The organism is Streptomyces sp. NPDC037421 (genome assembly GCF_055602105.1).
In genome coordinates, this window is sequence record NZ_JBVJWV010000001.1 from 537,561 (window position 1) to 561,449 (window position 23,889).

Here is a 23,889-nt window from a genome sequence, read left to right on the forward strand (position 1 = left end):
GATCCGGGCACGGGGAGCCGGGCCGCAGGTGGTGGGCCCGGCTCCTCTACTTCTTCCGTGACCGGCTGGATTCGACATGACCGATCGGCGGCTCCCGGATGTGCGGAGGCTGAACTCGGCGGTTGGTGCCCCGGCGGGTTCGCTGGCCGGAGGGGTCAGCGGTCGGAGTTGAGGACCCGGCTCATGGTGTCGGAGGCCGTCTTCGCCGCCTGGCGGGGGTCCTGGCCGCCGAGCACGGCCGTCATGTACGGCTTGATCGGGTTGTTGGCCTCGACCTCGGCCCAGCGCGCGGACTTCGGGGTGGCACGGCCCTGGGCGGCGCCGGGGGCCATGGCGGCGGCGCCGTCGTTGCCCTCGACCACGCGGGCGAGGGTGGTCTTGTTGGGGACGTAGCTCATGCTGCGGGCGAGTTCGGTCTGCCACTTCTCGCTGACCAGGGCGGTGATCACGTCCACGGCGCGGGCCCGGTTGCCGGTCTTCTCCGGGATGATCAGGTCGGATCCGCCGGTGAAGACGGAGCCCGCCTTGTCGGCGGTCTTGCCGGGGATGGGGAAGAAGCCGAGCCTGCCCTTGAGCGCGGGGTTGGCGGCCTCGATCTGGGCGACCTGGCCGGGGGTGGCGATGATCTGGGCGACCTGCCCGCGGGCGAAGACCTCGGACTGCGGGGGCGTCTCCTCGTCGCCGCCCCTGGGGCCGTCGCCGAGGGCCTGGAGCTGCTTGTAGAAGTCCATTCCGGCGAGGGCCTTCTCGTCATCGAGGGCTCCGACCCACTGGCCGCCGGTCTCGACGGCGAGGTCGCCGCCCTCGTCCCAGACGAACCCGGCGAGGACGTACCAGTTCTGGCCGGGCAGGTAGATGCCCTGCTGGTCGCCCTTGTCGAGCTTCTGGGTGGCGGCGATCCAGTCCTGGCGGTTCCTGGGCGGGGTCTTGATCCCGGCGGCCGCGAACAGGTCCTTGTTGTAGATCACCACCCGGTTGGCGGCGTACCACGGGACGCCGTACTGGGCCCCGTTGACGCTTCCCGGGTCGGAGAGGCCCTTGAGCCAGTCCTTGCTGCCCCATTCCCGCAGGCCTTCGAGGGTGACTTCGCAGACGCCGCCGGTCTCGACGTACTGGGCGACCTGGGTGTTGCCGACCTCGATGACGTCGGCGCCGTCCTTGGCCTTGCCGCTGAGGACGGAGTTGACCTTGTCGCCGATCCCCTTCCACTCCTGGATCCTCACTTCCAGGTCGATGCCGGGGTGCTGCTTCTCGAAGTCGGCCGTGAACCTCGCGATGAAGTCCTCGGAGGCGCTCCCCTTCATCAGCCACAGGGTCACCTTGTCGGAGCCCCCGCCGGATCCCGCCGACTGGCCGCAGCCGGTCAGGGCGGTCGCGGCCGCGAGGGCGGTGCACACGGCGAGGAAGCGCATCTTCACGGGGGGTCACCTTCTGGGGATGGATCTCAGATGGCTTGAAATTGGCATAGACCAATGGGCGGGTCAACCCCCTTTCACCCGGGATTGTTCACGCAAAGTTCGCGGACCGGGGCTTACTGGGGCACCGTGGAACAAGGCAACAGCGACGACTGGCGGGAGACCCCCATGTCCAACCACACCTACCGGGTGACCGAGATCGTCGGCACCTCCCCCGAGGGCATCGATCAGGCCATCCGGAACGGGATCGCGCGTGCGGGGCAGACCCTGCACAACCTGGACTGGTTCGAGGTCACACAGGTGCGCGGACACATCGAGAACGGGCAGGTCGCGCACTACCAGGTCGGGCTGAAGGTGGGCTTCCGCCTCGACGGCGAGGACTGAGGACCGAGGGCGGGCGGGCCGGACGCCGGCGCCCGCCCTCACGGTCCGGGCGGGCACCGGCGCGGCCGCGGACCGGCGGGCCGGTCAGGTGCGGCCCTCGCCCTCCTGCGCCTGCTTGAGTTCCGGCGCGTCCGCGGCCCAGTCCGCGAGCAGCACCCGGAACCCGGCCGCACGGGCGGCCTCGCAGACGAGTTCGTCGTCGTCGACCAGCACCCGCACCTCGCGCCCCCGGGCGATGCGCCGGAGCACCTCAAGCTTCGTCACCCGGGCCGGACGCCGGTCCTGGTTGCCGCGCATCCACACCCGGCCCTCCGGCAGCCCGTGCCGGGCCAGCCAGTCGGCGGTGTCGGCCCGGCAGCGCTCGGGCCGGCCGGTCAGGTACACCACCTCGCAGTCGGCCGCGCTCTCCACCGCCAGCGCCACGCCCCGGGCGAGCGGCGGATCGGCCGGCGCCGCGCCGAAAAAGCCCGCCCAGTCGCGGGGCCGGCCCTCCAGGAAGTGCTGGCGGTGACTGGTGTCCGCGAGGGTGTTGTCGATGTCGAAGACGGCCAGCGGACGGCGGGGCGGGGTCTGTGTCATCCCCGCAGCCTAGGCGGCCGGTACGACAACCCGACCGAGCCGGGGAATCACCGCCGCCGCCGCGCGTTGAGACGGGTGTGATCCGAAAAGTCTCGATACTCGACCGGTCCCGCACCCGCGAGGGGCACACCGCCCCGCAAGCCCTGCGCGACACCGTGGAGCTGGCCCGCGCGGCGGACGAGCTGGGCTACCACCGCTTCTGGGTGTCGGAGCACCACAGCGTGCCCGGGGTCGCCGGCTCCGCGCCCACGGTGCTGGCCGCCGCCGTCGCCGCCGCCACCCGGCGGATCCGGGTCGGGACCGGCGGGGTGATGCTGCCCAACCACCAACCCCTGGTCATAGCCGAGCAGTTCGGGGTCCTGGAGGCCCTGTTCCCCGGCCGGATCGACATGGGCCTCGGCCGCTCCGTCGGCTTCACCGGCGGCATCCGCCGCGCCCTGGGCCGGGACACCGCCGACGCCGACCGCTTCGAGGAGCGGCTGGCCGAGCTGCTCGGGTGGATCGACGGCACCCAGCGCGCCCACCCCGAGGTGCACGCCCGTCCCGCCGAGGGGCTGCGGATCCCGCCCTTCGTGCTGGCCACCGGCGAGGGTGCGGGGATCGCCGCCCGGGCCGGGCTCCCGGTGGTGGTCGGCGACCTGCGCGGCCGCGCCAAGGTCGCGGAGGCGGTGCGCCGGTACCGCGAGGAGTTCCGGCCGTCCCCGTGGGCGGCGGAGCCGTACGTGGTGGTCTCCGGGACGGTCGCGGTAGCCGCCACCGAGGAGGCCGCCCGGCGGATCCTGCTCCCGGAGGCCTGGTCCCTCACCCGGTCCCGGACCCGGGGCAGCTTCCCGCCCCTGCGCCCGGCCGAGGAGGTCGCGGCGCTGGAGATGACCCCCCGGGAGCGGGAGCTGTACCAGGGCGGCCTCGCCGGGCACATCGCCGGTACGGAGCCGCAGGTGGCCGCCGCCCTGGCCGGGGTCGCGGAGACCACCGGGGCGGACGAGCTGCTGGTCACCACCTCCACGTACGACCGCACGGCCCTGCTGGACTCCTTCACCCGGCTGGCCCGGATCACCGGGCTGGGCCGGACCTGAGCCGGGGCTCTAAACTGGGGCGAATGCACCACTCCCCCGACATCCCCGCCGAGCCCGGCCGGCCGGACGCCCCCGATCCCTGCGTACGGGTGCGCGGCGCCCGGGAGCACAACCTGCGCGGGGTGGACGTGGACATCCCGCGCGACACCCTGACCGTCTTCACCGGGGTCTCCGGCTCCGGGAAGAGCTCCCTGGCCTTCGGCACCCTCTACGCCGAGGCACAGCGGCGGTACTTCGAGTCGGTCGCCCCCTACGCCCGGCGGCTGATCCACCAGATCGGCGCCCCGAAGGTGGACTCGGTGACCGGGCTGCCGCCCGCGGTCTCCCTGGAGCAGCGCCGTTCCGCCCCGGGTTCGCGGTCCTCGGTGGGGACGGTGACACTGCTCTCCAACTCCCTGCGGATGCTGTACTCGCGGGCCGGCAGCTACCCGCCGGGCGCCGGGCGGCTCGACTCGGACGCCTTCTCCCCCAACACGGCCGCGGGCGCCTGCCCTTCCTGCCACGGGCTGGGCCGGATCCACCGCACCAGCGAGGAACTCCTCGTACCGGACCCGGATCTGTCCATCCGTCAGGGTGCCATCGCCGCCTGGCCGGGCGCCTGGCAGGGCAAGAACCTGCGCGACATCCTCGGCGTGCTCGGCCACGACGTGGACCGGCCCTGGCGGGAGCTGCCGGCCGAGGACCGCGAGTGGATCCTGTTCACCGACGAGCAGCCGGTGGTCACCGTGCACCCGGTGCGGGAGGCCGACCGGATCCAACGGCCCTACCAGGGCACGTACATGAGCGCCCACCGCTATGTGATGCGGACCTTCTCCGACACCAAGAGCGCCACCCTGCGGGCGCGCGCGGAGAAGTTCCTCACCGACACCCCGTGCCCGGCGTGCGAGGGGCGCAGGCTGCGGCCGGAGGCCCTGGCCGTGACGTTCGCGGGCCGCACGATCGCGGAGCTGGCGGCGCTGGCGCTGAGCGAACTGGACGGCGTACTGGCGAGCGCACGCCTTGAGGGTGAGGCGGCGCGGGTGCTGGCCGGGGACCTGCGGGCGCGGATCGCGCCGGTCGCGGAGCTCGGGCTCGGCTACCTGAGCCTGGACCGGACCGCGCCGAGCCTGTCGGCGGGCGAGCTCCAGCGGCTTCGGCTGGCCACCCAGCTGCGGTCGGGGCTGTTCGGCGTGGTGTACGTGCTCGACGAGCCGTCGGCGGGGCTGCACCCGGCGGACACCGAGGCGCTGCTCGGCGTACTGGAACGGCTGAAGCGGGCGGGGAACACCGTCTTCGTCGTGGAGCACCACCTGGACGTGGTGCGCCGCGCCGACTGGGTGGTGGACGTGGGGCCGCTGGCCGGGGAGCACGGCGGCCGGGTGCTGTACAGCGGGCCTCCGGCGGAGCTGGCGGGCGTCGCGGAGTCGGCGACGGCACGGCACCTGTTCGCGCCGTCCGGCCCCGGCCGGGGGCGGACCCCGCGCGCGGCCACCGGCGGGATCCGCCTCTCGGGCGTGGACCGGCACAACCTGCGCGGCGTGGACGTGGAGTTCCCGCTCGGGGTGTTCACGGCGGTGACGGGGGTGTCCGGTTCGGGGAAGTCCACGCTGGTGGGGCAGGTGCTGGCGGGCGAGGTCGCCGGGCGGCTGGCCGGGGCGGACTTCCCGGTGCGGCGGCTGGTGGAGGTGGACCAGAAGCCGATCGGGCGGACCCCGCGCTCCAACCTGGCCACGTACACGGGCCTGTTCGACGTCGTCCGCAAGCTGTTCACGGCGGCTCCCGAGGCGCGGGCGCGCGGCTGGAAGGCGGGCCGGTTCTCCTTCAACGTGCCGGGCGGGCGCTGCGAGACCTGCCAGGGCGAGGGCTTCGTCTCGGTGGAGCTGCTGTTCCTGCCCAGTACGTACGCCCCGTGCCCGAGTTGCGCGGGCGCCCGGTACAACTCCGAGACGCTGGAGGTGCGTTACGCGGGGCTGACCATCGCGGAGGTGCTGGGCCTGACCGTGGAAGCGGCGGCAGGGTTCTTCGCGGAGGTCCCGGCGGCGGCGCGCAGCCTGCGGGCGCTGGAGGACATCGGCCTGGGCTACCTGCGGCTGGGGCAGCCCGCGACGGAGCTGTCGGGCGGGGAGGCGCAGCGCATCAAGCTGGCGACGGAGCTCCAGCGGCTGCGCCGCGACCACACCCTGTACCTGCTGGACGAGCCGACGACGGGGCTGCACCCGGCCGATGTGCGGGTGCTGCTGCGGCAGTTGCACGGGCTGGTGGACGCGGGGCACTCGGTGGTGGTCGTGGAGCACGACATGGAGGTGGTGGCGGGCGCGGACTGGGTCATCGACCTGGGTCCGGGCGGCGGGACGGAGGGCGGCCGGATCACGGCCGCGGGCCCGCCCTCGGTGGTGGCCGCCTCGCCGGACGCCCGCACGGCCCCGTACCTGGCGCGGGCGCTGGGGCTCTAGGCCCTGTCCGGGCGATCTTCGCGGGCCCGCGACGTCCGGCACGGCACCTCGCCGCGTTGTCGGAGCGCGCGAGTACGGCCGAGTACGAGCTGCGCTCCTCCGCCTTGCGATGCACCGCACCAGACCCCGCGGCCTGATCCACGAAGATCGCCCGGACAGGACCTAGGCGTGTCTCAGGCGTCTCCGGGCAGCAGCTCCTGCGGGAGTTCGCGGAAGGCCCACTCGCCGCGCGTGCGGGTGAGCGTCCAGACGAGGTCGTAGCGGTCGGGCCAGGCGGCGGGGACGCCGAGGACGCGGTGGGCTCCGAGGGCGTGGACCAGGCGGGGGATGCCGGCGGCCTCCCAGCACACGAGTACGGGTGTCCGGGCCTCCAACGCCGCCCGGGCCAGGCCGGTTTCGGCTCCGAGCGCGAACTGCGCGCGTACGGGGATCCGCAGGGCGGCGGCCAGGGGCGCCAGGGTCTGCCTGGACCGGGCGGGGGCGGATCCCGGCCCGCCGGTCGCGAACAGCGCGGCCGGGCGGGGCAGCCGGGCACTGTGGGCCGGGCCGAAGAGCCGGGGCAGCTCTTCCGCGCGGCGGCGGCCCCGGCCGGCGAGGGAGCCGGGGTCCTCGTTGCCCTCGTCGTCCTCGCCGGCGGCTCCGGCGAAGGGCTTCTCCGCGTGCCGGATCACCATGACGAGGGCGTCCCTGGCGGCGGGCTGGCCGGGGGCGGGGCCGTGCGGCCTCTTGCGGGTCGCGGTGTCCTCGGCCGTGCAGCCGGCCGCGGCCAGGCAGGCGAGGGCTGCGGCCAGCGCGGTGCGGCGGCGCGGTCCGGACCCGGCGGGGGCTTGGGGCATGGGGTCCACTGAACCCCACGCGCCGGACCGGGCCGGGCGCGGCGCGGCGTACGGCCCGTACGAGCGCCCGGTCGGCGGATCGGGTCAGCCGATCGGCCCAGGCAGGGGGCCGGGGGCGGCTCGTACGGCGGTGCGGGGGCGGCGCCCGGGCGGGGCGCCGCGGCGGTCAGGCCTTGCGCAGGGCCCGCAGCCACTCCTTGTTCATCGCGGCGATCGACGGCAGGGGGATCCCCTTGGGGCAGGCGGTCGCGCATTCGCCGGTCAGGGTGCAGCCGCCGAAGCCCTCGTCGTCCATCCGGGCCACCATGTCCAGGACCCGCGTCTCGCGCTCGGGCGAGCCCTGCGGGAGCACGTTCAGGTGGTTGATCTTGGCGGAGGTGAACAGCATCGCGGAGCCGTTGGGGCAGGCCGCCACGCAGGCGCCGCAGCCGATGCACTCGGCGTGTTCGAAGGCGGAGTCGGCGGCCGGCTTGGGCACGGCGGTGGCGTGCGCCTCGGGGGCGGCGCCGGTCGGGGCGGTGATGTAGCCGCCGGCCTGGATGATGCGGTCGAAGGCGCTGCGGTCCACGACGAGGTCCTTGACCACGGGGAAGGCCGAGGCCCGCCACGGTTCGACGTCGATGGTGTCGCCGTCGGCGAAGGAGCGCATGTGGAGCTGGCAGGTGGTGGTGCGTTCGGGGCCGTGGGCGTCGCCGTTGATGACGAGGCTGCACGCGCCGCAGATGCCCTCGCGGCAGTCGTGGTCGAAGGCGACCGGGTCCTCGCCGCGCAGGATGAGGTCCTCGTTGAGGGTGTCGAGCATCTCCAGGAAGGACATGTCCTTCGATATGCCGTCGACCTGGTAGGAGGCCATGGCGCCGGGGGCGTCGGGGTTCTGCTGGCGCCAGACGCGCAGGGTGAGCTTCATGCGTAGCTCCGCTGGGTGGGGTGGACGTACTCGAAGACGAGGTCTTCCTTGTGCAGGACGGGGGCGGCGCCGGTGCCCTGGTACTCCCAGGCGGCGGCGTAGCCGAACTCCTCGTCGCGGCGGGCGGCTTCGCCGTCCGGGGTCTGGGACTCCTCGCGGAAGTGGCCTCCGCAGGACTCGGCGCGGTGGAGGGCGTCGAGGCACATCAGCTCGGCGAGTTCGAGGTAGTCGACGACGCGGTTGGCCTTCTCCAGCGACTGGTTGAACTCCTCGCCGCTGCCCGGGACCTTGATCCGCCGCCAGAACTCCTCGCGGATCTCGGGGATGCGGGCGAGGGCCTTGCGCAGCCCTTGCTCCGTGCGGGCCATCCCGCAGTACTCCCACATGAGTTCGCCGATCTCGCGGTGGAAGGAGTCAGGGGTGCGGTCGCCGTCGACGGCCAGCAGCCGTTCCAGCCGCTCGCGGGTCTCGCGGACCGCTTCCCGCGCCTGGGGGTGGGTGTCGTCCACCGCCTGCTGGTGGGGGTGGCGGGCGAGGTAGTCGTTGATGGTGGAGGGGAGCACGAAGTAGCCGTCGCCGAGTCCCTGCATCAGGGCGGAGGCGCCGAGGCGGTTGGCCCCGTGGTCGGAGAAGTTGGCCTCGCCGATCGCGAACAGGCCGGGGACGGTGGTCTGGAGGTCGTAGTCGACCCACAGGCCGCCCATCGTGTAATGGACGGCGGGGTAGATCCGCATCGGGACCTCGTACGGGTTCTCCGCGGTGATCCGCTCGTACATCTCGAAGAGGTTGCCGTACTTCTCGGCGACCCTGTCGCGGCCCATGCGGCGGATGGCGTCGGCGAAGTCGAGGTAGACGCCCTGTCCGCCGGGGCCGACGCCGCGGCCCTCGTCGCAGACGTTCTTCGCGGCGCGGGAGGCGATGTCGCGGGGGACGAGGTTGCCGAAGGAGGGGTAGGTCCGCTCCAGGTAGTAGTCCCGCTCGGCCTCGGGGATCTCGGCGGCGGGGCGGTTGTCGCCCTTGGCCTTCGGGACCCAGATGCGGCCGTCGTTGCGCAGGGACTCGCTCATCAGGGTGAGCTTGGACTGGTGGTCGCCGGTGCGCGGGATGCAGGTGGGGTGGATCTGGGTGAAGCAGGGGTTGGCGAAGTACGCGCCGCGCCGGTGCGCCCGCCATACGGCGGTCGCGTTGGAGTTCATGGCGTTGGTGGAGAGGTAGAAGACGTTGCCGTAGCCGCCGCTGGCCAGGACCACGGCGTCGGCGTAGTAGGTGTCGATGCTGCCGGTGATCAGGTCGCGGGCGACGATGCCGCGGGCCACCCCGTCGACGGTGATCAGGTCGAGCATCTCGGTGCGGGCGTGCATCTCGACGTTGCCGGCGGCGATCTGCCGGGACAGCGCCTGGTAGGCGCCGAGCAGCAGCTGCTGGCCGGTCTGGCCGCGGGCGTAGAAGGTGCGGGAGACCTGGACGCCGCCGAAGGAGCGGGTGTCGAGGAGGCCGCCGTACTCGCGGGCGAAGGGGACGCCCTGGGCCACGCACTGGTCGATGATCTCCACGGAGATCTGGGCGAGGCGGTGGACGTTGGACTCGCGGGCGCGGAAGTCGCCGCCCTTGACGGTGTCGTAGAAGAGGCGGTGTACGGAGTCCCCGTCGTTGCGGTAGTTCTTGGCGGCGTTGATGCCGCCCTGGGCGGCGATGGAGTGGGCGCGGCGCGGGGAGTCGCTGAAGCAGAACTGGACCACGTGGTAGCCCTGCTCGGCGAGGGTCGCGCCGGCGGCACCGCCCGCCAGGCCGGTGCCGACGACGATGATGGTGTGCTTGCGGCGGTTGGCCGGGTTGACCAGCTTGGCCTCGAAGCGGCGGCGGTCCCAGCGTTCGGCGATCGGGCCCTCGGGGGCCTTGGTGTCGCGGACGGGCCCGCCGGTGGTGTAGGCGGCGTACTCGGTGCTCATGGTCAGCTCACCACTCCGGTCATGACGGCGACGGGGACGGACACGAAGCCCGCGAAGAGGACGAGGGCCAGGGCGTTGGCCAGGGACTTCAGGGTCCGGTCGCGCCGGGCGTTGCCCGCGCCGAGGGTCTGGGCGGCGCTCCAGAAGCCGTGGCGGACGTGGAGGCCGAGGGCGGCCATGGCCACGATGTAGACGGTGTTGCCGTACCAGGTGGAGAAGGTCGCCAGGACGTTCTCGTAGGGGTGGCCGGCCCAGGCGCGCTCGTTGACGGTGAGGGTGGTCAGGTCGAGGAGGTGCCAGACGATGAAGAGGCCGAGGATGACGCCGCCCCAGCGCATGGTGCGGGTGGCGTAGCTCGCGCGGCGGCGCTTGCGGGCGTACTTGACCGGCCGGGCCTTGATGTCGCGGCGGCTGAGCTGGTAGGCGCAGACGGCGTGGGCGACGACGGCGGCGACCAGGACGACGCGGACGATCCACAGGGCCCACTCGTGGTGCAGGAAGGGGGCGCCGAGGGTGCGCAGCCAGTGGGCGTAGCCGTTGAACTCGTCCGCCCCGAAGAAGATCTTCAGGTTGCCGAGCATGTGCACGACGAGGTAGCCGAGCATCACCAGGCCGGAAGCGGCCATCACGGACTTCTTGCCGACGGTGGAGTCCCAGAGCGTGCGCGTGGTGGACGGCCGTCGATCCGTCCGCGTTGCCAGAGCCATGCCATTGACCGTAAGGACCAAGGTCCCGAGAGGTCCAAGACATGGTGGAGCTGATCGCGATAGGCAAAGCCTATGGAGGGCGTTAGCCTGGGGGCATGCAGTTCCAGCAGCTGGTCTATTTCGTGGCCGTCGCCGAGACCCGGCACTTCACGCGCGCCGCCGAGCGGGAGCACGTGGCGCAGCCGTCGCTGTCCCAGCAGATCAAGGCGCTCGAACGGGAGCTGGGCGCCGAGCTGTTCAGCCGGGCGCGGGGGAACATCGCGCTGACGGACGCGGGCGAGGCGCTGCTGCCGCTGGCGCGGCGGATCCTGGCGGACGCGGACACGGCGCGGCTGGAGGTGCAGGAGCTGGCACAGCTGCGGCGCGGCCGGGTGCGGCTGGGGGCGACCCCGAGCGTGTGCACGGGCCTGCTGCCGGCCGTGCTGCGCGCCTTCCACACGGCGCACCCGGGCATCGAGCTGCTGATCGAGGAGAGCGGCTCGCTGGACCTGGTACGGGAACTCGCGCGCGGGGTGCTGGACCTGGCCCTGATCGCGCTGCCGCTGCCGCCGTCCGCGCCCGCCCTGACCACGGTGGAGCTGCTGACGGAGGACCTGGTGGTGGTCTCGTCCGCGGACCTCCCGCCCCCGGCGGGCGGCGGGGAACTGGCCATCGCCGACCTGCGCGAGGAGCCGATGGTGATGTTCCGCCACGGCTACGACCTGCGGGACCTGACGGTGGGGGCGTGCCGGGCGGCAGGCTTCGAGCCGGTGTTCACGGTGGAGGGCGGGGAGATGGACGCGGTACTGGGCTTCGTACGGGCCGGGCTGGGCATCGCGGTGGTCCCGGCCATGGTCGTGGACCACGCCGGTCCGGGCCTGCGCGCCACCCGCCTCGCGGGCTCCCCTCTGCGCCGCACCATCGCCCTGGCCCACCGCACGGACGTGGCACCCCCGCGGGCGGCCCGCGAGCTGAAGCGCATCCTGGTCGGCGACTGAGCCGGCCGCTCCGTCCGCACGGGAGGCCGGGACGGGGCGGGAGGCCGGACCCGGGAGCCCGGGCCGCCTCCCGGGTCCTGCATGATGACCGGCATGAACACGGAAACGGCCGACCCGGCGGAGCTGGCCGCCCTACGGGAGGTCTTCTCCTCCCGCCCCGAGGCCGCGCCGCCGGCCGGCTGGGGGGCGGTTCGGTCCTTCGAGGCGGAGCACGGCGTCGTCCTGCCGGAGCCCTACCGCACGTTCGTGGCGGAGATCTGCGACGGACTGCCCCACTACGGTCTGCTGCCGCTCGCGCAGACGCCCCCGGACTGGGGCTCGGACCGTCCCGAGCGCCTGCTCGCCGAGCCCTTCCCGCTGACGGCGGCATGGCTGTGGGAGGCGGAGGACGACGGGGCGGAACTGTCCGGGGAGGAGTTCGAGGCCCTGACGGACTCCGTGTTCGACCACGGCTCGCTGCTGCTGGGCACCGACGGCTGCGGCATGTACTGGCACCTGATCGTCACCGGCCCGCAGCGCGGCCACGTCTGGCAGATCGCCGGCGAGGGCGCGATGCCCTTCGGCCCGGACTCGCCCGACGCCGTGATGCCGGGCACCCCCGGCTTCACGGGCTGGGCGGCCCACTGGGCCCGGGGCCGCTCCTGGTTCCCGGACGCCTAAGGCCGTCTCCTTCGGATCATGCCGGGCGCGGCGGGGCCCCGGAGGCGGGCGGTGTGGGTGTCCCGGATGCCGCGCGCTGCCGCAGGCGCCGCTTGTCGGGCTTGCCGCGACCGGTCAGCGGGATCTCCCGTTCCCAGAACACGGCGGTCGGCCGGTGGGCCGGGGCCAGCTCCCGCTCCACCAGGTCACAGGCTCCGGCGGCCGCCGCGCCGCTCGGCTCGCAGCCGGGGGCCGGCACCAGGAAGGCGCAGACCTCCTCGCCGGTGTGCGGGCTGGGGCGGCCGACGACCACCGCCTGCGCCACGGCGGGGTGCCGTGCCAGTGATGCCTCGACCGGCAGGCAGTAGATGTTGACGCCGTTGACGATCACGATGTCCTTGACCCGGTCGTCGAGGTAGAGGTACCCGCCGTCGCCGACGTGCCCGATGTCCCCGGTGCGCAGCCATCCCTCGCCGAGCACTTCGGCCGTCAGGTCCGGCTGGTTCCAGTAGCCGGCCATGACCGTCTCCGAACGGACCCACACCTCGCCCTCACGCCCGGCGGGCAGTACGGCGCCCCGGTCGTCCCGCACCTGGAGCTCCACCCCGGCCGCGGGCCGGCCCGCCGACGCCAGCAGCTCGGGGCGGCCGGCGATCGCCGCGTCGTGGTCGGTGGGGGTGAGCCGGCAGATCACCGCCGCCTCGTTCATCCCGTAGCCCTGCCGCCACCGCACGCCCCACCGGGTCACGGCCTCGCGCAGACGTGCGGGGAGGACGGGCGAGGCGCCGTAGGAGACGGCCTCCAGCCCCGGGATCCCCGCCGCGGTGGCCGGGTCGTCCAGGAGCCGGTAGAGCATCGGGGGCGTCAGGTACGTGGACACCCGGCCCAGGCGCCGGCAGGCGGCGGCGAACTCCCGCGGCTCGAAGGGGTCGAGGATCTCCACCCTGCCGCCGGCCCGCAGTTGCTCCAGGCACCGGCCGCCGGAACGCTGGGCCAGGGTGGTGACCGAGAGGTACACCGACTCCGTCCAGCGGGCCCCGCGCCCGCTGTCACGCGCCGCCAGGGCCCCGAAGGTCGAGGCCACGCCCTTGGGCCGCCCGGTGGTCCCGCCGGTGTACATGACGCGGGCCAGGTCCTCCTCTCGCGCCCGCACCGGCACCTCGGCGGGCTCTCGTACGGCCGCCGCCGCGAGCAGTTCGTCCAGGCCGATCCGGGGCGCGCCGGTCTCCGGCACCGGAGCGTCGTGCACGACCAGGCCCGGACGGCAGTCCCGCAGGATGAAGTCCACGCCGTGGACGGCCGGACCGCCCACCACCTGGGTGAGCCGCGCGCCCAGCACGTGCGCGGCGAGCCGCACCAGCAGCGCTTCCGGCCGGTTCCCGCGCGTCACACAGGCCAGGCCGGTGCCCCGCCCGACGCCGGCGTCGTCCAGTGCCCCGGCCAGCCGGTACACGGCGTCCAGGACCTCACGGAACCGCAGGACCTCGGCGCCGGCGCCGATCGCCGGCCGTTCCCCGTGGCGCTCCAACGCCCCGATCAGCTCGCTGACATACCTGGCGGCCATGCGCTCTCACCCGCTTCCGTGACCCGGCTTCCCGGCGGTGCACCCGTCCGCCGTCGTCAGGAGGGTATGAGCGGCCCGAGGGTCCGGTCGAGGCCGTCGGCCAGCATGGCGAAGGCGTGGTCGGCTTCCGCGGCGGCGGCCGGGTAGGCCGCGTCGGCGCTCTGGCCGGCGGAGATCCGGCGCCAGTTCTCCCGGCCCAGCTCATGACGGACGGTCACCAGGTGCAGCGCCGCCAGCCGCGCGGTGAACGGGGGGACGTCCTCCGTCTCCAGGGCGGCCGCGAGCGCTTCCACCTCACCGGCCGTGTAGTGGGCGATCCGCGTCTGCAGGCTGGCGGTGGAGTACAGCAGCCCCTGGAAGGCGAGCACGTTCGGGTGGTCGCAGAGCCCGGTGATCGGGTCCCGCTCGGCGAGCGCCGCCAGGAAGTGATCGTGGACCGCCCGCACCGGGGTCAGGCCCGCCGGGCGGTCGCGCACGATCCGGGCCGCCTCGTCCTGGTGGTCGGCGAACCGGTCGAGCACCAGGTCCTCCTTGCTCGGGAAGTACCGGAACAGGGTGGGCTTGGAGACCTCGGCCGCGGCGGCGACGTCGGCCACCGACACGGCGTCGAAGCCGCGCTCGAGGAAGAGTTCGAGCGCGGTGGCGGCCAGCTGCTGCCGCGTACGCGCCTTCTTGCTCTCGCGCAGTCCCGTGCGCGGACCCGTGGTGTGCTCCATGCCTCCACCGTATCACAAAACAATGACCAAGTTAATTTCGTGACCGGGTTGCATTTTTGCCCGGGTCGCGCTTTCCTTGTGTCATCGAGCGATTCGGCCCCGACGAGAGGACACTCCGATGAGCGACGTACTGATCGTGGGCTCCGGCCCCACCGGACTGACGCTGGCCTGCGACCTCGCCCGCCGGCGCATCCCGGTCCGCGTGCTCGACCAGCGGCCCGGTCCGCACCGCGAATCCCGGGGCAAGGGCCTCAACCCGGACAGCCTGGAGGTCTTCGCCGGGCTCGGCCTCGCCGGGCGCTTCGCCTCCGTGGGCATCGGCGGGCTGGTGCTGCGCAAGTACTTCGACGGCGCGCACATCAATGACACGCCCTCCGGGGGCGGCCTCTTCATGGGCCAGTGGCAGATCGAGGAGATCCTCCGCGAACACCTCGCCTCCCTCGGCGTCCGGGTGGAGTACGGCACCCGGGTCACCGGGATCGGCCAGGACCCGGAGGGGGTCACCGCCCGGCTGGCGGACGGCGGCTCGATCCGCGCCGGATACCTCGCCGGCTGCGACGGCGGCCACAGCACGACCCGCAAGCTCCTCGGCATCCCCTTCGAGGGGACCACGGACGAGACCCAGGTGATGGTGCTCGGAGACGTCGCGGCGCCGGCGCTCAGCCGGGACCGCTGGCACCAGTGGTTCACCTCGGACGGCGGGGCCGTGATGCTCTGTCCGATACCGGGGACGCCGATGTTCCAGCTCCAGGCCTCGCCCGAGCTGGACGCCGACGGCGAACCGGTGCCGCCCTCGCTGGAGGGCTTCCAGCGGCTCTTCGACCGGCACGCCCGGATGGAGGGGATACGGCTGACCGATGCGACCTGGCTCTCCACCTGGCGGGTCAACGTCCGCATGGCCGCCCGGATGCGCGAGGGCCGGGCCTTCCTCGCCGGGGACGCGGCGCACGTCCACTCGGTGGCCGGCGGGCTCGGGATGAACACCGGTATCCAGGACGCGATGGCCCTCGGCCGGACGCTGGGCGCGGCCCTCACCGGGGAGGCCGGGGCGCAGGTGCTCGACGTGTACGAGGCCGAGCGGCTGCCGGAGGCCGCGCGGGTGCTGGCCGACACCTCCGAGCGGCACCGGCGGGTCATGGCCGCGGTGCGCGAGCCCGGCCGGGGAACGGAGGCCGGCCTGGGCTGACCCGCTCGGACCCCGGCCGGAGGGGCCGGCTCAGGGGGTGGGGACGGCGTCCGAGAGGGAGAGGGCGTGGATCCGGTCCGGGGCGCCGGGGCGGGCGTAGTACCAGCCCTGGGCGGTGTCACAGCCGAGGGCGCGGAGCTGGGCCGCCTGGGCGCCGGTCTCCACCCCCTCCACGGTCACCGCCAGTTCCAGGCTGTGGGCCAGGGCCACGATGCCCTCCACGATCTTGACGTCGACGGGGTCGGCCGGCTGCTGCTGCATCCCCTGGGTGAAGGAGCGGTCCAGCTTCAGGACGCTGACCGGGAGGCGGCGCAGGTTGGCCAGGTTCGAGTAGCCGGTACCGAAGTCGTCGAGGGCGATGTCCACGCCGAGCGCGGCGAGCCGGCGCAGCGGTTCGAGGAGCTCGTCGTCGGCCCCGATCAGCGCCGACTCGGTGACCTCCAGGCACAGGGCGCCCGGGGCCAGCCCGGAGGCCTCCAGCACCCGGACGGTGTCGGCGACGAGGCCGGGGTGGTGGAGCTGGGTCGGCGAGAGGTTGACGTTGACGCGCAGGGCGGCCCCGCCGTGCTGGCGCTGCCAGTTGCGGGCCTGGCGGACGGACTCCTCCAGCACCCAGCGGCCGAGCGGCACGATCAGACCGGTCCGCTCGGCGAGCGGGATGAACCGGTCCGGGCCGAGCACCCCGTACTGGGGGTGCGACCAGCGCACCAGCGCCTCCGCGCCGTGCACGCTGCCGTCGTGCATGTGCACCAGGGGCTGGTACTCGATGAAGAACTCGCCGCGCTCCAGCGCCGCCGGCAGGGCGTTGGTCAGGCCGTGCCGGGTGATGGCGCGGGCGTCGGCCTCCGCGTCGGCGAACTCGAAGCGGTTGCCGCCGGCCGCTTTGGCCCGGTACATGGTGATGTCGGCGCTGCGCAGCACCTCCGCCGGGGTGCGCTCCCCCGCGCGGCCCTCGACGATGCCGATGCTGCCGCGCACCGAAAGCTCCCGGCCCTCCAGCCGGATGGGGGTGGAGAGCGCCGACAGGATGCGCACCGCGAGGTCGGCGACCTTCTCCCCGGGTTCCTCGCCGGTGCCGGCGGCGGGCCCGGTGGTGAGGGCCACGAACTCGTCGCCGCCGAGGCGGGCCACGACCTCGCCCGGTCCGGTGGCGCAGCTCTGCAGCCGGTCGGCGACCTCGACGAGGAGCCGGTCCCCCGCCGAGTGGCCGAGGCTGTCGTTGACCGCCTTGAAGCCGTCCAGGTCGAGGTAGCAGAGGCCGAAGCGGCTGCCGGGGGCGCCGCCGAGGGCCTTCTCCAGCCGCTCGAAGAACAGCGTGCGGTTGGGCAGCCCGGTCAGTGCGTCGTGGGTGGCCTCGTAGCGCAGCCGGAGGTTGAGCAGCCGGCGTTCGGTGGTGTCCTCCATCAGGGCCAGCTGGTACTGGGGCACTCCGTCGGCGTCGCGCAGCAGGGACACCGTCAGGTTGGTCCACAGCACGGTGCCGTCGTGACGGTAGTAGGGCTTCTCGACGCGGTAGTGCTCGCGTTCCCCGCGCACGAGCTCCCCGTACATCCGCCAGACGTGTGGGGTGTCGTCGGGGTGGCCCCATTCGCTGACGTTGCGGCTGCGGACGTGGCCCTCCAGGCCGCCGAACATCTTCAGCAGGGTGTCGTTGACCTCGAGGACGTTGCCCTCCAGGTCGGCGATGCCGATGCCGACGGCCGCGCCCTCGAAGACCGCCCGGAAGCGCTCCTCGCTGGCGTGCAGGGCCTGCTGGGCGTCCGTGCGGGCGGTCAGCGCGGAGCGGGCGATGGCCTCCTGCTCCCGCAGGGTGCGCTCGCGCAGCGCGCGGGCGAAGCCGGCGGCTATGCCGTGCTGGAGCCGGGCGCAGCGGGAGCGGTACTCCTCCTTGCCCTCGGTTCCGGCGCCGTCGGGGCCGCAGTAGAGCACGAGGTAGGACTCGACCACCCCGAGGGTGCCGGCGAGTGCCTCGGGGTCGGTGCAGTGGACGGCGACGAGTTCCTCGCCGACGCGCTGGGCGACGCCCGCGTCGAAGGGGCGGGCGTGCAGGGCCTCGGTCAGGGTCCGGGTGAGGGGGACGAGGTGCTGTTCGAACTCGGGGCGGGTCAGGGAGGTCGCCGTGACGGGGAAGATGGCACGGCCCCAGATGGTGGCGAAGCGGGCGATCCGGTCCTCCAGCCCGCTGCGCAGCTCACGCACCGGCGCCCGGCCCCTGTGCGGGCCGGGCGGCTGGGCGCGGTCCGCCGCACCCTGCGGGGGCTCCTGCCGTCCGGCGGTCCCCGCCTCGGCGGAGGCGGCGCCGGGGCCGGGGGTGACGGAGGCGGCGGTGACGGGGGCGGCGGTGACGGGGGCGGGGCCGGCCGGGCGCGGGCCGGCGGGCGGGGGCGTCGGGGCGGGGAGTCTCACGCCTTGCGTCCCACGCCGCCGTAGCCCGAGAAGGCGTACGGGTCCTCGGGCTCTTCGCCCTCCACGAGGGGCCCGGTGCTTTCGGGGCGCCAGTCGGGCATGGACACCAGGCCCGGCTCCACCAGCTCGAACCCTTCGAAGAAGCCGGTGATCTGCTCGTGGGTGCGCATGACGAGCGGGTTGCGGATGTCCCGGTAGACGCCGACGGCTCCGCCCGCGACCTCCTCGGTGAGCGGGATGCCCTCGTAGGAGGCGTGGGTGAGGACCAGCATGCTGCCCGGGGCCAGCGCGTCGCGCAGCTCGGCGACGGCCTCGTACGGCCGGTCGGTGTCCTCCAGGAAGTGCAGTACGGCGACGAGCAGCAGCGCGACGGGCCGTTCGAGGTCCAGCAGCCGGCCGGCCTCGGCGGAGCCGAGGATGTCCTTCGGCTTGCGCAGGTCGGCGGGGACGACGCCGGTGCGCTCGTCCCCGGCCAGGACGGCACGGCTGTGGGCGACGGCCACCGGGTCGTGGTCCACGTATACGACGCGTGCCTCGGGGCTGGCGGCCCGGGCGATCTCGTGGACGTTGCCGAAGGTCGGGATGCCGGAGCCGATGTCGAGGAACTGGGTGACGCCCTCGGCCACGGCGTGGCGGACGGCGCGGCGCATGAACGCCCGGTTGGCCTGCATGATCTTGGGCAGGCCCGGCATGAACTCCATGGCACGGCGGGCGGCCTGGCGGTCGACCTCGAAATTGTGGGAGCCGCCCAGGTAGTAATCGTAGATGCGGGACACACTGGGCACCGATATGTCGATGCCCGGCGGGGCCCAGGCGGGGCGTTCCATCGGGGTCTCCAAGCCTCGTCGTGCCGTGGTCGGGCGGGTTCCGTCCGGGGGGTGGGACGGTGGTCGGACTGCTGTCCGAGCCGAATGTACTGATCATTTCCCAACAGGGCGAGCAAAAGCGGAAATTGGCGGTCCGTTCTTGGTCACACACCAAAGGCACGTGCGGACCCCGCCACCTGCGAAGAAGAAGCCGACAAATACCATTTGAGATTTCACCCGCGAACACTCAGAAGCGGTCCGGAACTGGCTCAAACATCTACGCTCCACACTCCACCCGATCAGGCGAACCGACACCGGGCCTCACGTGCGCGGGCGCGCGCGGGCCCATGCTCCCCGGGTGAACAGAGCCTGTGCCAGACGCCTGCTGGCGGTCCCGGTCCTGCTGTGGGCGTCGCTTTCCGCCACGCCCGCCGTGGCCGATAGCTGCGCCTACGCAACGATCGGCACCGCGGACGGCGGAGCCGCCGTCGAGCTGTACGCGTTCGCCGGCAGCGGCGGCAGCGGGGCCGGCCGGGGTGGCGGACATCACGGCGGCCACGGCCACGGACACGCCTGCGGCCACCCCGGCAAGGGGCACGCGCACGACTGCCCGCCGCCGCCTCCCCCGCCGTGCCCGCCCAAACCGACCCCCAAGCCGCCGCCTCCGCCGCCGCCCCCTCCGCCACCGAAGCCGCCGCCCAAACCCACCCCGCCAACGCCGCCCGCACCGGCCCCCGAGCCGTCCCGGCCCGCCCCGGCCCCGCCGCCACCGCCCGAACCGGCCCCCAAGCCACCGCCACCGCCACCGCGGGTGTACAAGGCACCCGCCCCGCCGCCACCCGCTCCCGAGCCGCCGCCCGCACCGGCGCCGACTCCGGCTCCCACGTCCAAGCCCGTGGCCCGTCCCCGATACCACGCCCCCGCCCGCAAACCGGTGGAGCACCGCATCTCACCGGTCACCTTCACCCTCATGACCGCCGCCCCGGCCGTGCTCGCGATCGTCGCGCTGCGCCCGCGGTAGGCCGCACCCACCGCTCATCGATTGGGAGTCATCTTGTCGGAATGGCTCGTCCTGTCCCTCGCGATGGCCGCGGCCTGTGCCGTGGTGCTGTCCATCGCCTTCTTCAACCACCGCAGGATCGGCGAGGACGACGATCCGAACGAGACCCCGGACGTCATCGAGTACATGACGATGATGATCGGGGTGATCTACGCGATCGTCCTGGGCCTGGCGATCGCGGGCGTCTGGGAGGGCCGCGGGGCCGCCCAGGAGTACGTGCGCCAGGAGGCGCAGGCCCTGCACGAGATCAGCGTCCGCTCCGAGGTCTACCCCGTCGAGGTGCGCCGGAAGATCCGCTCCGACGTCGACGCGTACGTGACCTACGTGGTCGACACGGAGTGGCAGAGGATGGCCGACGGCGGCGACCTCACCGAACGCAGCGGGGAGCTGCTGGAGAAGATCCGCCGCGACGTCACCGACTACGAGCCGCAGACCGACCACGAGGGACAGGCCTATCAGCCGCTGGTCGACCAGGTCGCGATCGTGGACGACGCCCGCAACTCGCGCGGCCAGAGCGCCGGGGCCACCATGCCCGGCGTGGTGTGGTTCGGGCTGATCGCCGGGGCCCTGGTGACGGTGGGCCTGATCTTCACCCTGCAGATCCGCCGGTCCTTCCGCGAGATGCTGCTGGCCGGCCTGTTCAGCGCGCTGATCGCCTTCCTGCTCTTCCTCATCTGGGACTTCGACTCGCCCTTCGGCCGCGGCATCTCCGCCACCGCGGAGCCCTTCCTCGCCCAGTTCCCGCACCTGGAGCTGAAGAACTGAACGCGCGCCCGCTCCCGGGAAACCGGGAGCGGGCCTCCCGTCGCCGGTTCGGCCTACGGCCGTGCCCCATTCGCCCGCTCCTGATCGCGGGTCACCGGACCGGCGCCTAGCGTGGCGGACAACGAGGTGCACGACCCTCACCTGCGCAAACGCTGCGCGACTGCTCCTCGGGGATCCGGAGGACCGACCATGGGTGCGATACGCGGCTCCGCCACCGCCCTGCTCAGCGCCGGCGCCTTCCTCGCGCTCGGCGCCTTCGGCGCGTTCGGCCAGCCCGCCGCCACGGCGGCCGAGGCCGCGCCCGTCACCTCCTTCGGCTTCGCCGTCACCCCCTCCACGGTCGCCCCCGGCGGCCAGGTGGTGCTCTCCGTCACCGGCTGCGACGCCGCGTACGCCACCGCCTCCTCCGGGGTCTTCGACACCGTGAGCATCCCGCGCGGGCAGACCGTCCGGGCCACGATCGACCGCGACGCCCGGCGCGGAGCCCTGTACTCCGTCACGTTCACCTGCAACGGGGAGAACGGCTCCGCCGACCTCACCATCGCCGGCGGTACGTCGACTCCCAGCACCAGCTCCACCAGCGGCGTCCGGCGCACCCCCGCCGCGGAGACCACGACCGGCGTCCGGCCGCGAGCCACCGCCCCCACCACCGCGCGCACCGCCCCGGCCGCCCGGATCACGCCCACCGCGCGCGGCTCGGCCGCGGCCCCGCGCAGCAGTGCGGCCGCCCTCGGCGTGCGCGGCGGCCTCGGCGGCAGCGTGGCCGGGACGGACCTCGTGGAACTCGGGGTGGGCGCCGCGCTCTTCGCCACCGCGGCGGGCGGTGCCGCGTACGCCCTGCGCCGGCGCCGCCCGGCACGCGGCCACTGACCCCGCACCGAACACCAGGCCCCGCCCCTGATGCCGGCGGCCCGGCCGAACGGCAGCCCCGGGTCCCGGACCCGGGGCGGACCGTGGCCGCGGCTCGCGGGCGCGTCAGCCCCGGGAGCCGGCCGGACGGCGGCGGCGGATCACGTGCGCGCCCGCGCCGAGCGCCGCGGCGCCGACGAGGCCCGCGCCGATGGCCGTCTCGGCGGTGGACGGGCCGAAGGAACCGCCGACGCCGCCCTGTGCTCCGTTGCCCGGCAGGATCGTGAACCGGTGCGTGGCGACGAGGCTGTTGTCGTGGCACTTGACGGACAGCGTGTGGTTGCCCGGCGAGGCGTGGTTGAAGATCCGGACGGTCGCGAAGCCGATGGAGCCGGCCGACAGGTTGGTCTGCGGAAAGTTGCCGTTCGACCAGACCGTGCCGCCGTGGCCGCAGCCCGCGGCGCTGACCTGCATCGAGGCGCCCTGGTGCACGGAGTACGGATTGACGGTGACGTTGCTGGGCCCGTTGCCGCCGCCCTGCGGCGAGTTCGCGGCGGCGAACGAGGCACTGAGACCGATCGCGGCGCAGGCGGCCGCGGTCACGGTGAGAGCGCGCAGAACACGCATGGTGGAACCTCCAGCGGGAAGCGCCCCGGAGCGGTGGCCCGGGCAGATCGACGAGAACGCCTCCCATCACGAACCCTCGGGGCGCCGTGCAACCAGCGCATTTCCGCCTTTGGGCCGCCCGGTTGAGCGACACGCCGAAGCGCACACTGATCATCTGACGGATCCGCAGGTCATGAGCCGTCAGGCATTTATGTGACGAATACCTGGATGGGCGCACCCCAACCGGACGCGACCACCCGTTCGCCCTTCCCCGATCGCCGTCCCGACCGTGCACCCTTAGCGTGCGTGAAGAAGGGCGTACCGGGGAGGGACTGGAACGCGGGTCGGGACCCCCGCGTCGGGAAGGGAGAGCCATGACCGAGGACGAGTGCGAGCAGCGGCCGAGGAGACGCTCCCCCTGGGGAGTGCTCGCGCTGGTCATGCTCAGCGGCCTCGCCATGATCAGGAACGGGGCGAACGCCGAGGAAGGGCCGCCGCAGCCCACCGCCGCGGCGGCGGTCGCGCGCGCGGAACACCTGCCGGCCCAGGCGCCCAGGCCGCCGGCGGACATGGAGGTGCTGGAGCACTCGTCGGTGCAGCGCATCCGGATTCCGACGATCAACGTGGACGCGCCGGTGATGACGGTCGGGCTGGACGCGCAGGGCTGGATCGACGCCCCGCCGCCGCAGGACCGCAACCTCGCGGGCTGGTACCTCAACGGCATCTCGCCGGGCCAGCAGGGCTCCGCGGTGATCGTGGGCCACGTGGACAACGCGCAGGGCCCGGCGGTCTTCTACGGCCTCGGCTCGCTCAAGCCGGGGAGCCGCATCGAGGTGGAGCGCTACGACGGGCGGACCGCGGTCTTCGAGGTGTACGGCGTGGAGGTGTTCTCGAAGGAGGCCTTCCCCGGCTCCCGGGTGTACGGGGACACCGGCCACCCCGAGCTGCGCGTGATCACCTGCGGCGGCAGCTACTCCAAGGCCAAGGGCTACGACGGCAACGTGGTCGTCTTCGCCCGGATGGTGGCGGCCCGCTGACGGAACGTTTCACCAGACGAGGGCCGCACCGCCCCGGTGGTCCCCCGGGCGCACCGGGAGGGGGACCACCGGGGCCGGCCTCAGCGGGTCGGCAGCGTCATCCGGTAGCCGCGCCCGAGCAGCTGCGGCAGGTACGCCTCCAGCGCCCGGACGGTCTGCGAACGGTCGCCGCCGGCGTCGTGGTTCAGCACGATCACCCCCGGCCCGGCGCCCGACAGCACCCGGGAGATGATCGTGGCGCTTCCCGGCTCCTTCCAGTCGAGGGTGTCCACGGTCCAGGCGAAGGGCTCCATGTTCAGCTCGGCGCCGATCTCGAAGGCGGCCCGGTTCCACGCCCCGTAGGGTGCCCGGAACCACAGCGGGGCCTGCCCGGCCGCCTGGTGCACGACCTCGCTCGTGCGCCCGATCTCCGCCTCCAGGGCGGAACGGGAAAGGCTGGGGATGAGCGGGTGCGTCCAGGTGTGGTTGCCGATGACATGGCCCTCGGCGGCCATCCGGCGCAGCAGGTCGCGGTTCTCGGTGGCCATCTCCCCGCAGACGAAGAACATCGCCCGGACCCCGTACCGGGCGAGGGTGTCGAGGATGGCGGGGGTGTAGCGGGGGTCTGGGCCGTCGTCGAAGGTGAGCACCATGGCGTTGCCGGTGTCCGGCCCGGCCGGCAGTTCCAGGATGGGCCGGGTGCGGACGGCGGGCTTGGCGGCGGGGGGCCGGGCGGGGGCCTCCGCGGTCATGGGCCGCAGCCGGTAGGACTTGTCCGGGGGGCCTTCGGGGCGCAGCCCGGGGGCTCCGGGGGCGGGAGCGGGGGTGCCGGGTGCGGGGGCGCCGGCCGTGGACCCGCCCTGGGGGCCGCCCTCGCCGGCGCTGAGCAGTCCGGAGGCGGCGGCGATTCCGAGGAAGACGGCGGTACGCAGGAGCACGCGTCGTCCCACTGTCGGCTCGTCATTTTTCATTATTACTACGTATCAACGACATCGCCGGAGATGTCGAGAGGCG

Annotated in this window: 22 protein-coding genes; 10 read left to right on the forward strand and 12 right to left on the reverse strand. The window is 73.6% G+C overall.

The window, feature by feature from the left end; translation table 11 throughout:
* Positions 1 to 155: 155 nt before the first annotated feature.
* Positions 156 to 1,418: an extracellular solute-binding protein gene (locus tag ACZ7IF_RS02380; RefSeq protein WP_470961671.1), complete on the reverse strand. Its 1,263-nt coding sequence runs from the start codon at positions 1,416 to 1,418 to the stop codon at positions 156 to 158.
* Between the two features lie 165 nt (positions 1,419 to 1,583).
* On the opposite strand from ACZ7IF_RS02380, the gene ACZ7IF_RS02385 reads away from it, so the two are divergent.
* Positions 1,584 to 1,799 carry a dodecin gene (locus ACZ7IF_RS02385; protein ID WP_405982935.1) on the forward strand — a complete coding sequence of 72 codons (216 nt, stop codon included), beginning with the start codon at positions 1,584 to 1,586 and terminating at the stop codon, positions 1,797 to 1,799.
* 84 nt (positions 1,800 to 1,883) lie between these two features.
* On the opposite strand, the gene ACZ7IF_RS02390 is transcribed toward ACZ7IF_RS02385, so the two are convergent.
* Positions 1,884 to 2,378: a phosphatase domain-containing protein gene (locus ACZ7IF_RS02390; protein WP_470961673.1), complete on the reverse strand. Its 495-nt coding sequence runs from the start codon at positions 2,376 to 2,378 to the stop codon at positions 1,884 to 1,886.
* Positions 2,379 to 2,455: 77 nt separating this feature from the next.
* On the opposite strand from ACZ7IF_RS02390, the gene ACZ7IF_RS02395 reads away from it, so the two are divergent.
* Positions 2,456 to 3,454, forward strand: coding sequence for an MsnO8 family LLM class oxidoreductase (locus tag ACZ7IF_RS02395; RefSeq protein ID WP_470961676.1), 999 nt, complete (start codon positions 2,456 to 2,458; stop codon positions 3,452 to 3,454).
* Between the two features lie 23 nt (positions 3,455 to 3,477).
* Positions 3,478 to 5,886, forward strand: coding sequence for an excinuclease ABC subunit UvrA (locus tag ACZ7IF_RS02400; RefSeq protein ID WP_470961679.1), 2,409 nt, complete (start codon positions 3,478 to 3,480; stop codon positions 5,884 to 5,886).
* 173 nt (positions 5,887 to 6,059) lie between these two features.
* Here the strand turns inward: ACZ7IF_RS02400 and ACZ7IF_RS02405 are convergent, their stop codons facing one another.
* From ACZ7IF_RS02405 to ACZ7IF_RS02420, 4 genes are all read right to left on the reverse strand, one after another.
* Positions 6,060 to 6,722: a hypothetical protein gene (locus ACZ7IF_RS02405; RefSeq protein WP_470961681.1), complete on the reverse strand. Its 663-nt coding sequence runs from the start codon at positions 6,720 to 6,722 to the stop codon at positions 6,060 to 6,062.
* A 166-nt stretch (positions 6,723 to 6,888) separates the two neighbouring features.
* Positions 6,889 to 7,629 carry a succinate dehydrogenase/fumarate reductase iron-sulfur subunit gene (locus ACZ7IF_RS02410; protein WP_470961684.1) on the reverse strand — a complete coding sequence of 247 codons (741 nt, stop codon included), beginning with the start codon at positions 7,627 to 7,629 and terminating at the stop codon, positions 6,889 to 6,891.
* Entirely contained in the window at positions 7,626 to 9,578 is a 1,953-nt protein-coding gene (locus ACZ7IF_RS02415; protein WP_470961687.1) for a fumarate reductase/succinate dehydrogenase flavoprotein subunit, read from the reverse strand. The genes ACZ7IF_RS02410 and ACZ7IF_RS02415 overlap by 4 nt, the downstream gene beginning before the upstream one ends.
* A 2-nt stretch (positions 9,579 to 9,580) precedes the next feature.
* Positions 9,581 to 10,285, reverse strand: coding sequence for a succinate dehydrogenase (locus tag ACZ7IF_RS02420; RefSeq protein WP_470961690.1), 705 nt, complete (start codon positions 10,283 to 10,285; stop codon positions 9,581 to 9,583).
* A gap of 95 nt (positions 10,286 to 10,380) precedes the next feature.
* Between ACZ7IF_RS02420 and ACZ7IF_RS02425 the strand changes: the two genes are divergently transcribed.
* Positions 10,381 to 11,262 (forward strand): LysR family transcriptional regulator, encoded by an 882-nt coding sequence (locus tag ACZ7IF_RS02425; protein WP_405977476.1) that lies wholly within the window; start codon positions 10,381 to 10,383, stop codon positions 11,260 to 11,262.
* Positions 11,263 to 11,343: 81 nt separating this feature from the next.
* Positions 11,344 to 11,922 carry an SMI1/KNR4 family protein gene (locus tag ACZ7IF_RS02430; RefSeq protein WP_470961693.1) on the forward strand — a complete coding sequence of 193 codons (579 nt, stop codon included), beginning with the start codon at positions 11,344 to 11,346 and terminating at the stop codon, positions 11,920 to 11,922.
* Between the two features lie 16 nt (positions 11,923 to 11,938).
* Here the strand turns inward: ACZ7IF_RS02430 and ACZ7IF_RS02435 are convergent, their stop codons facing one another.
* Positions 11,939 to 13,465, reverse strand: a complete 1,527-nt coding sequence (locus ACZ7IF_RS02435) for a class I adenylate-forming enzyme family protein (RefSeq protein ID WP_470961696.1) — start codon at positions 13,463 to 13,465, stop codon at positions 11,939 to 11,941.
* 56 nt (positions 13,466 to 13,521) lie between these two features.
* Entirely contained in the window at positions 13,522 to 14,181 is a 660-nt protein-coding gene (locus ACZ7IF_RS02440) for a TetR/AcrR family transcriptional regulator (protein ID WP_470961699.1), read from the reverse strand.
* Between the two features lie 118 nt (positions 14,182 to 14,299).
* Here ACZ7IF_RS02440 and ACZ7IF_RS02445 point away from each other — a divergent pair, with 118 nt between their 5' ends.
* Positions 14,300 to 15,367: an FAD-dependent monooxygenase gene (locus tag ACZ7IF_RS02445; protein WP_470961702.1), complete on the forward strand. Its 1,068-nt coding sequence runs from the start codon at positions 14,300 to 14,302 to the stop codon at positions 15,365 to 15,367.
* A 30-nt stretch (positions 15,368 to 15,397) separates the two neighbouring features.
* Here ACZ7IF_RS02445 and ACZ7IF_RS02450 read toward each other — a convergent pair whose 3' ends face one another.
* Both ACZ7IF_RS02450 and ACZ7IF_RS02455 read right to left on the reverse strand, forming a co-directional pair.
* Positions 15,398 to 17,566, reverse strand: a complete 2,169-nt coding sequence (locus ACZ7IF_RS02450; protein WP_470962297.1) for a putative bifunctional diguanylate cyclase/phosphodiesterase — start codon at positions 17,564 to 17,566, stop codon at positions 15,398 to 15,400.
* 203 nt (positions 17,567 to 17,769) lie between these two features.
* Positions 17,770 to 18,600 (reverse strand): SAM-dependent methyltransferase, encoded by an 831-nt coding sequence (locus ACZ7IF_RS02455; RefSeq protein ID WP_470961705.1) that lies wholly within the window; start codon positions 18,598 to 18,600, stop codon positions 17,770 to 17,772.
* Positions 18,601 to 19,474: 874 nt separating this feature from the next.
* Between ACZ7IF_RS02455 and ACZ7IF_RS02460 the strand changes: the two genes are divergently transcribed.
* The 3 genes from ACZ7IF_RS02460 to ACZ7IF_RS02470 all read left to right on the forward strand — a co-directional run bounded on the left by ACZ7IF_RS02460 (position 19,475) and on the right by ACZ7IF_RS02470 (position 21,274).
* The gene (locus tag ACZ7IF_RS02460; RefSeq protein ID WP_470961708.1) at positions 19,475 to 19,600 is read left to right on the forward strand and encodes a hypothetical protein; all 126 of its coding nucleotides are present in this window, start codon (positions 19,475 to 19,477) and stop codon (positions 19,598 to 19,600) included.
* A 33-nt stretch (positions 19,601 to 19,633) separates the two neighbouring features.
* Positions 19,634 to 20,404, forward strand: coding sequence for a bestrophin-like domain (locus ACZ7IF_RS02465; RefSeq protein ID WP_470961711.1), 771 nt, complete (start codon positions 19,634 to 19,636; stop codon positions 20,402 to 20,404).
* A gap of 189 nt (positions 20,405 to 20,593) precedes the next feature.
* Positions 20,594 to 21,274: a hypothetical protein gene (locus ACZ7IF_RS02470; protein ID WP_470961714.1), complete on the forward strand. Its 681-nt coding sequence runs from the start codon at positions 20,594 to 20,596 to the stop codon at positions 21,272 to 21,274.
* Positions 21,275 to 21,379: 105 nt separating this feature from the next.
* Here the strand turns inward: ACZ7IF_RS02470 and ACZ7IF_RS02475 are convergent, their stop codons facing one another.
* Positions 21,380 to 21,880 (reverse strand): hypothetical protein, encoded by a 501-nt coding sequence (locus ACZ7IF_RS02475; RefSeq protein WP_470961717.1) that lies wholly within the window; start codon positions 21,878 to 21,880, stop codon positions 21,380 to 21,382.
* A 353-nt stretch (positions 21,881 to 22,233) separates the two neighbouring features.
* Between ACZ7IF_RS02475 and ACZ7IF_RS02480 the strand changes: the two genes are divergently transcribed.
* Positions 22,234 to 22,896, forward strand: coding sequence for a class F sortase (locus ACZ7IF_RS02480; protein ID WP_470961720.1), 663 nt, complete (start codon positions 22,234 to 22,236; stop codon positions 22,894 to 22,896).
* 80 nt (positions 22,897 to 22,976) lie between these two features.
* Here the strand turns inward: ACZ7IF_RS02480 and ACZ7IF_RS02485 are convergent, their stop codons facing one another.
* Complete coding sequence (locus ACZ7IF_RS02485) at positions 22,977 to 23,846, reverse strand: polysaccharide deacetylase family protein (RefSeq protein WP_470961723.1); 870 nt, start codon at positions 23,844 to 23,846, stop codon at positions 22,977 to 22,979.
* Positions 23,847 to 23,889 lie beyond the last annotated feature (43 nt).

Excerpts from the sequence above, each read along its gene's own strand:
- ACZ7IF_RS02400 (WP_470961679.1), top strand. The coding sequence starts at position 3,478 with ATGCACCACTCCCCCGACATCCCCGCCGAGCCCGGCCGGCCGGACGCC.
- ACZ7IF_RS02415 (WP_470961687.1), bottom strand. The coding sequence starts at position 9,578 with ATGAGCACCGAGTACGCCGCCTACACCACCGGCGGGCCCGTCCGCGAC.
- ACZ7IF_RS02430 (WP_470961693.1), top strand. The coding sequence starts at position 11,344 with ATGATGACCGGCATGAACACGGAAACGGCCGACCCGGCGGAGCTGGCC.
- ACZ7IF_RS02390 (WP_470961673.1), bottom strand. The coding sequence starts at position 2,378 with ATGACACAGACCCCGCCCCGCCGTCCGCTGGCCGTCTTCGACATCGAC.
- ACZ7IF_RS02470 (WP_470961714.1), top strand. The coding sequence starts at position 20,594 with ATGGGTGCGATACGCGGCTCCGCCACCGCCCTGCTCAGCGCCGGCGCC.
- ACZ7IF_RS02485 (WP_470961723.1), bottom strand. The coding sequence starts at position 23,846 with ATGAAAAATGACGAGCCGACAGTGGGACGACGCGTGCTCCTGCGTACC.
- ACZ7IF_RS02440 (WP_470961699.1), bottom strand. The coding sequence starts at position 14,181 with ATGGAGCACACCACGGGTCCGCGCACGGGACTGCGCGAGAGCAAGAAG.
- ACZ7IF_RS02445 (WP_470961702.1), top strand. The coding sequence starts at position 14,300 with ATGAGCGACGTACTGATCGTGGGCTCCGGCCCCACCGGACTGACGCTG.
- ACZ7IF_RS02425 (WP_405977476.1), top strand. The coding sequence starts at position 10,381 with ATGCAGTTCCAGCAGCTGGTCTATTTCGTGGCCGTCGCCGAGACCCGG.
- ACZ7IF_RS02435 (WP_470961696.1), bottom strand. The coding sequence starts at position 13,465 with ATGGCCGCCAGGTATGTCAGCGAGCTGATCGGGGCGTTGGAGCGCCAC.
- ACZ7IF_RS02405 (WP_470961681.1), bottom strand. The coding sequence starts at position 6,722 with ATGCCCCAAGCCCCCGCCGGGTCCGGACCGCGCCGCCGCACCGCGCTG.
- ACZ7IF_RS02385 (WP_405982935.1), top strand. The coding sequence starts at position 1,584 with ATGTCCAACCACACCTACCGGGTGACCGAGATCGTCGGCACCTCCCCC.
- ACZ7IF_RS02480 (WP_470961720.1), top strand. The coding sequence starts at position 22,234 with ATGACCGAGGACGAGTGCGAGCAGCGGCCGAGGAGACGCTCCCCCTGG.
- ACZ7IF_RS02455 (WP_470961705.1), bottom strand. The coding sequence starts at position 18,600 with ATGGAACGCCCCGCCTGGGCCCCGCCGGGCATCGACATATCGGTGCCC.
- ACZ7IF_RS02410 (WP_470961684.1), bottom strand. The coding sequence starts at position 7,629 with ATGAAGCTCACCCTGCGCGTCTGGCGCCAGCAGAACCCCGACGCCCCC.
- ACZ7IF_RS02475 (WP_470961717.1), bottom strand. The coding sequence starts at position 21,880 with ATGCGTGTTCTGCGCGCTCTCACCGTGACCGCGGCCGCCTGCGCCGCG.
- ACZ7IF_RS02420 (WP_470961690.1), bottom strand. The coding sequence starts at position 10,285 with ATGGCTCTGGCAACGCGGACGGATCGACGGCCGTCCACCACGCGCACG.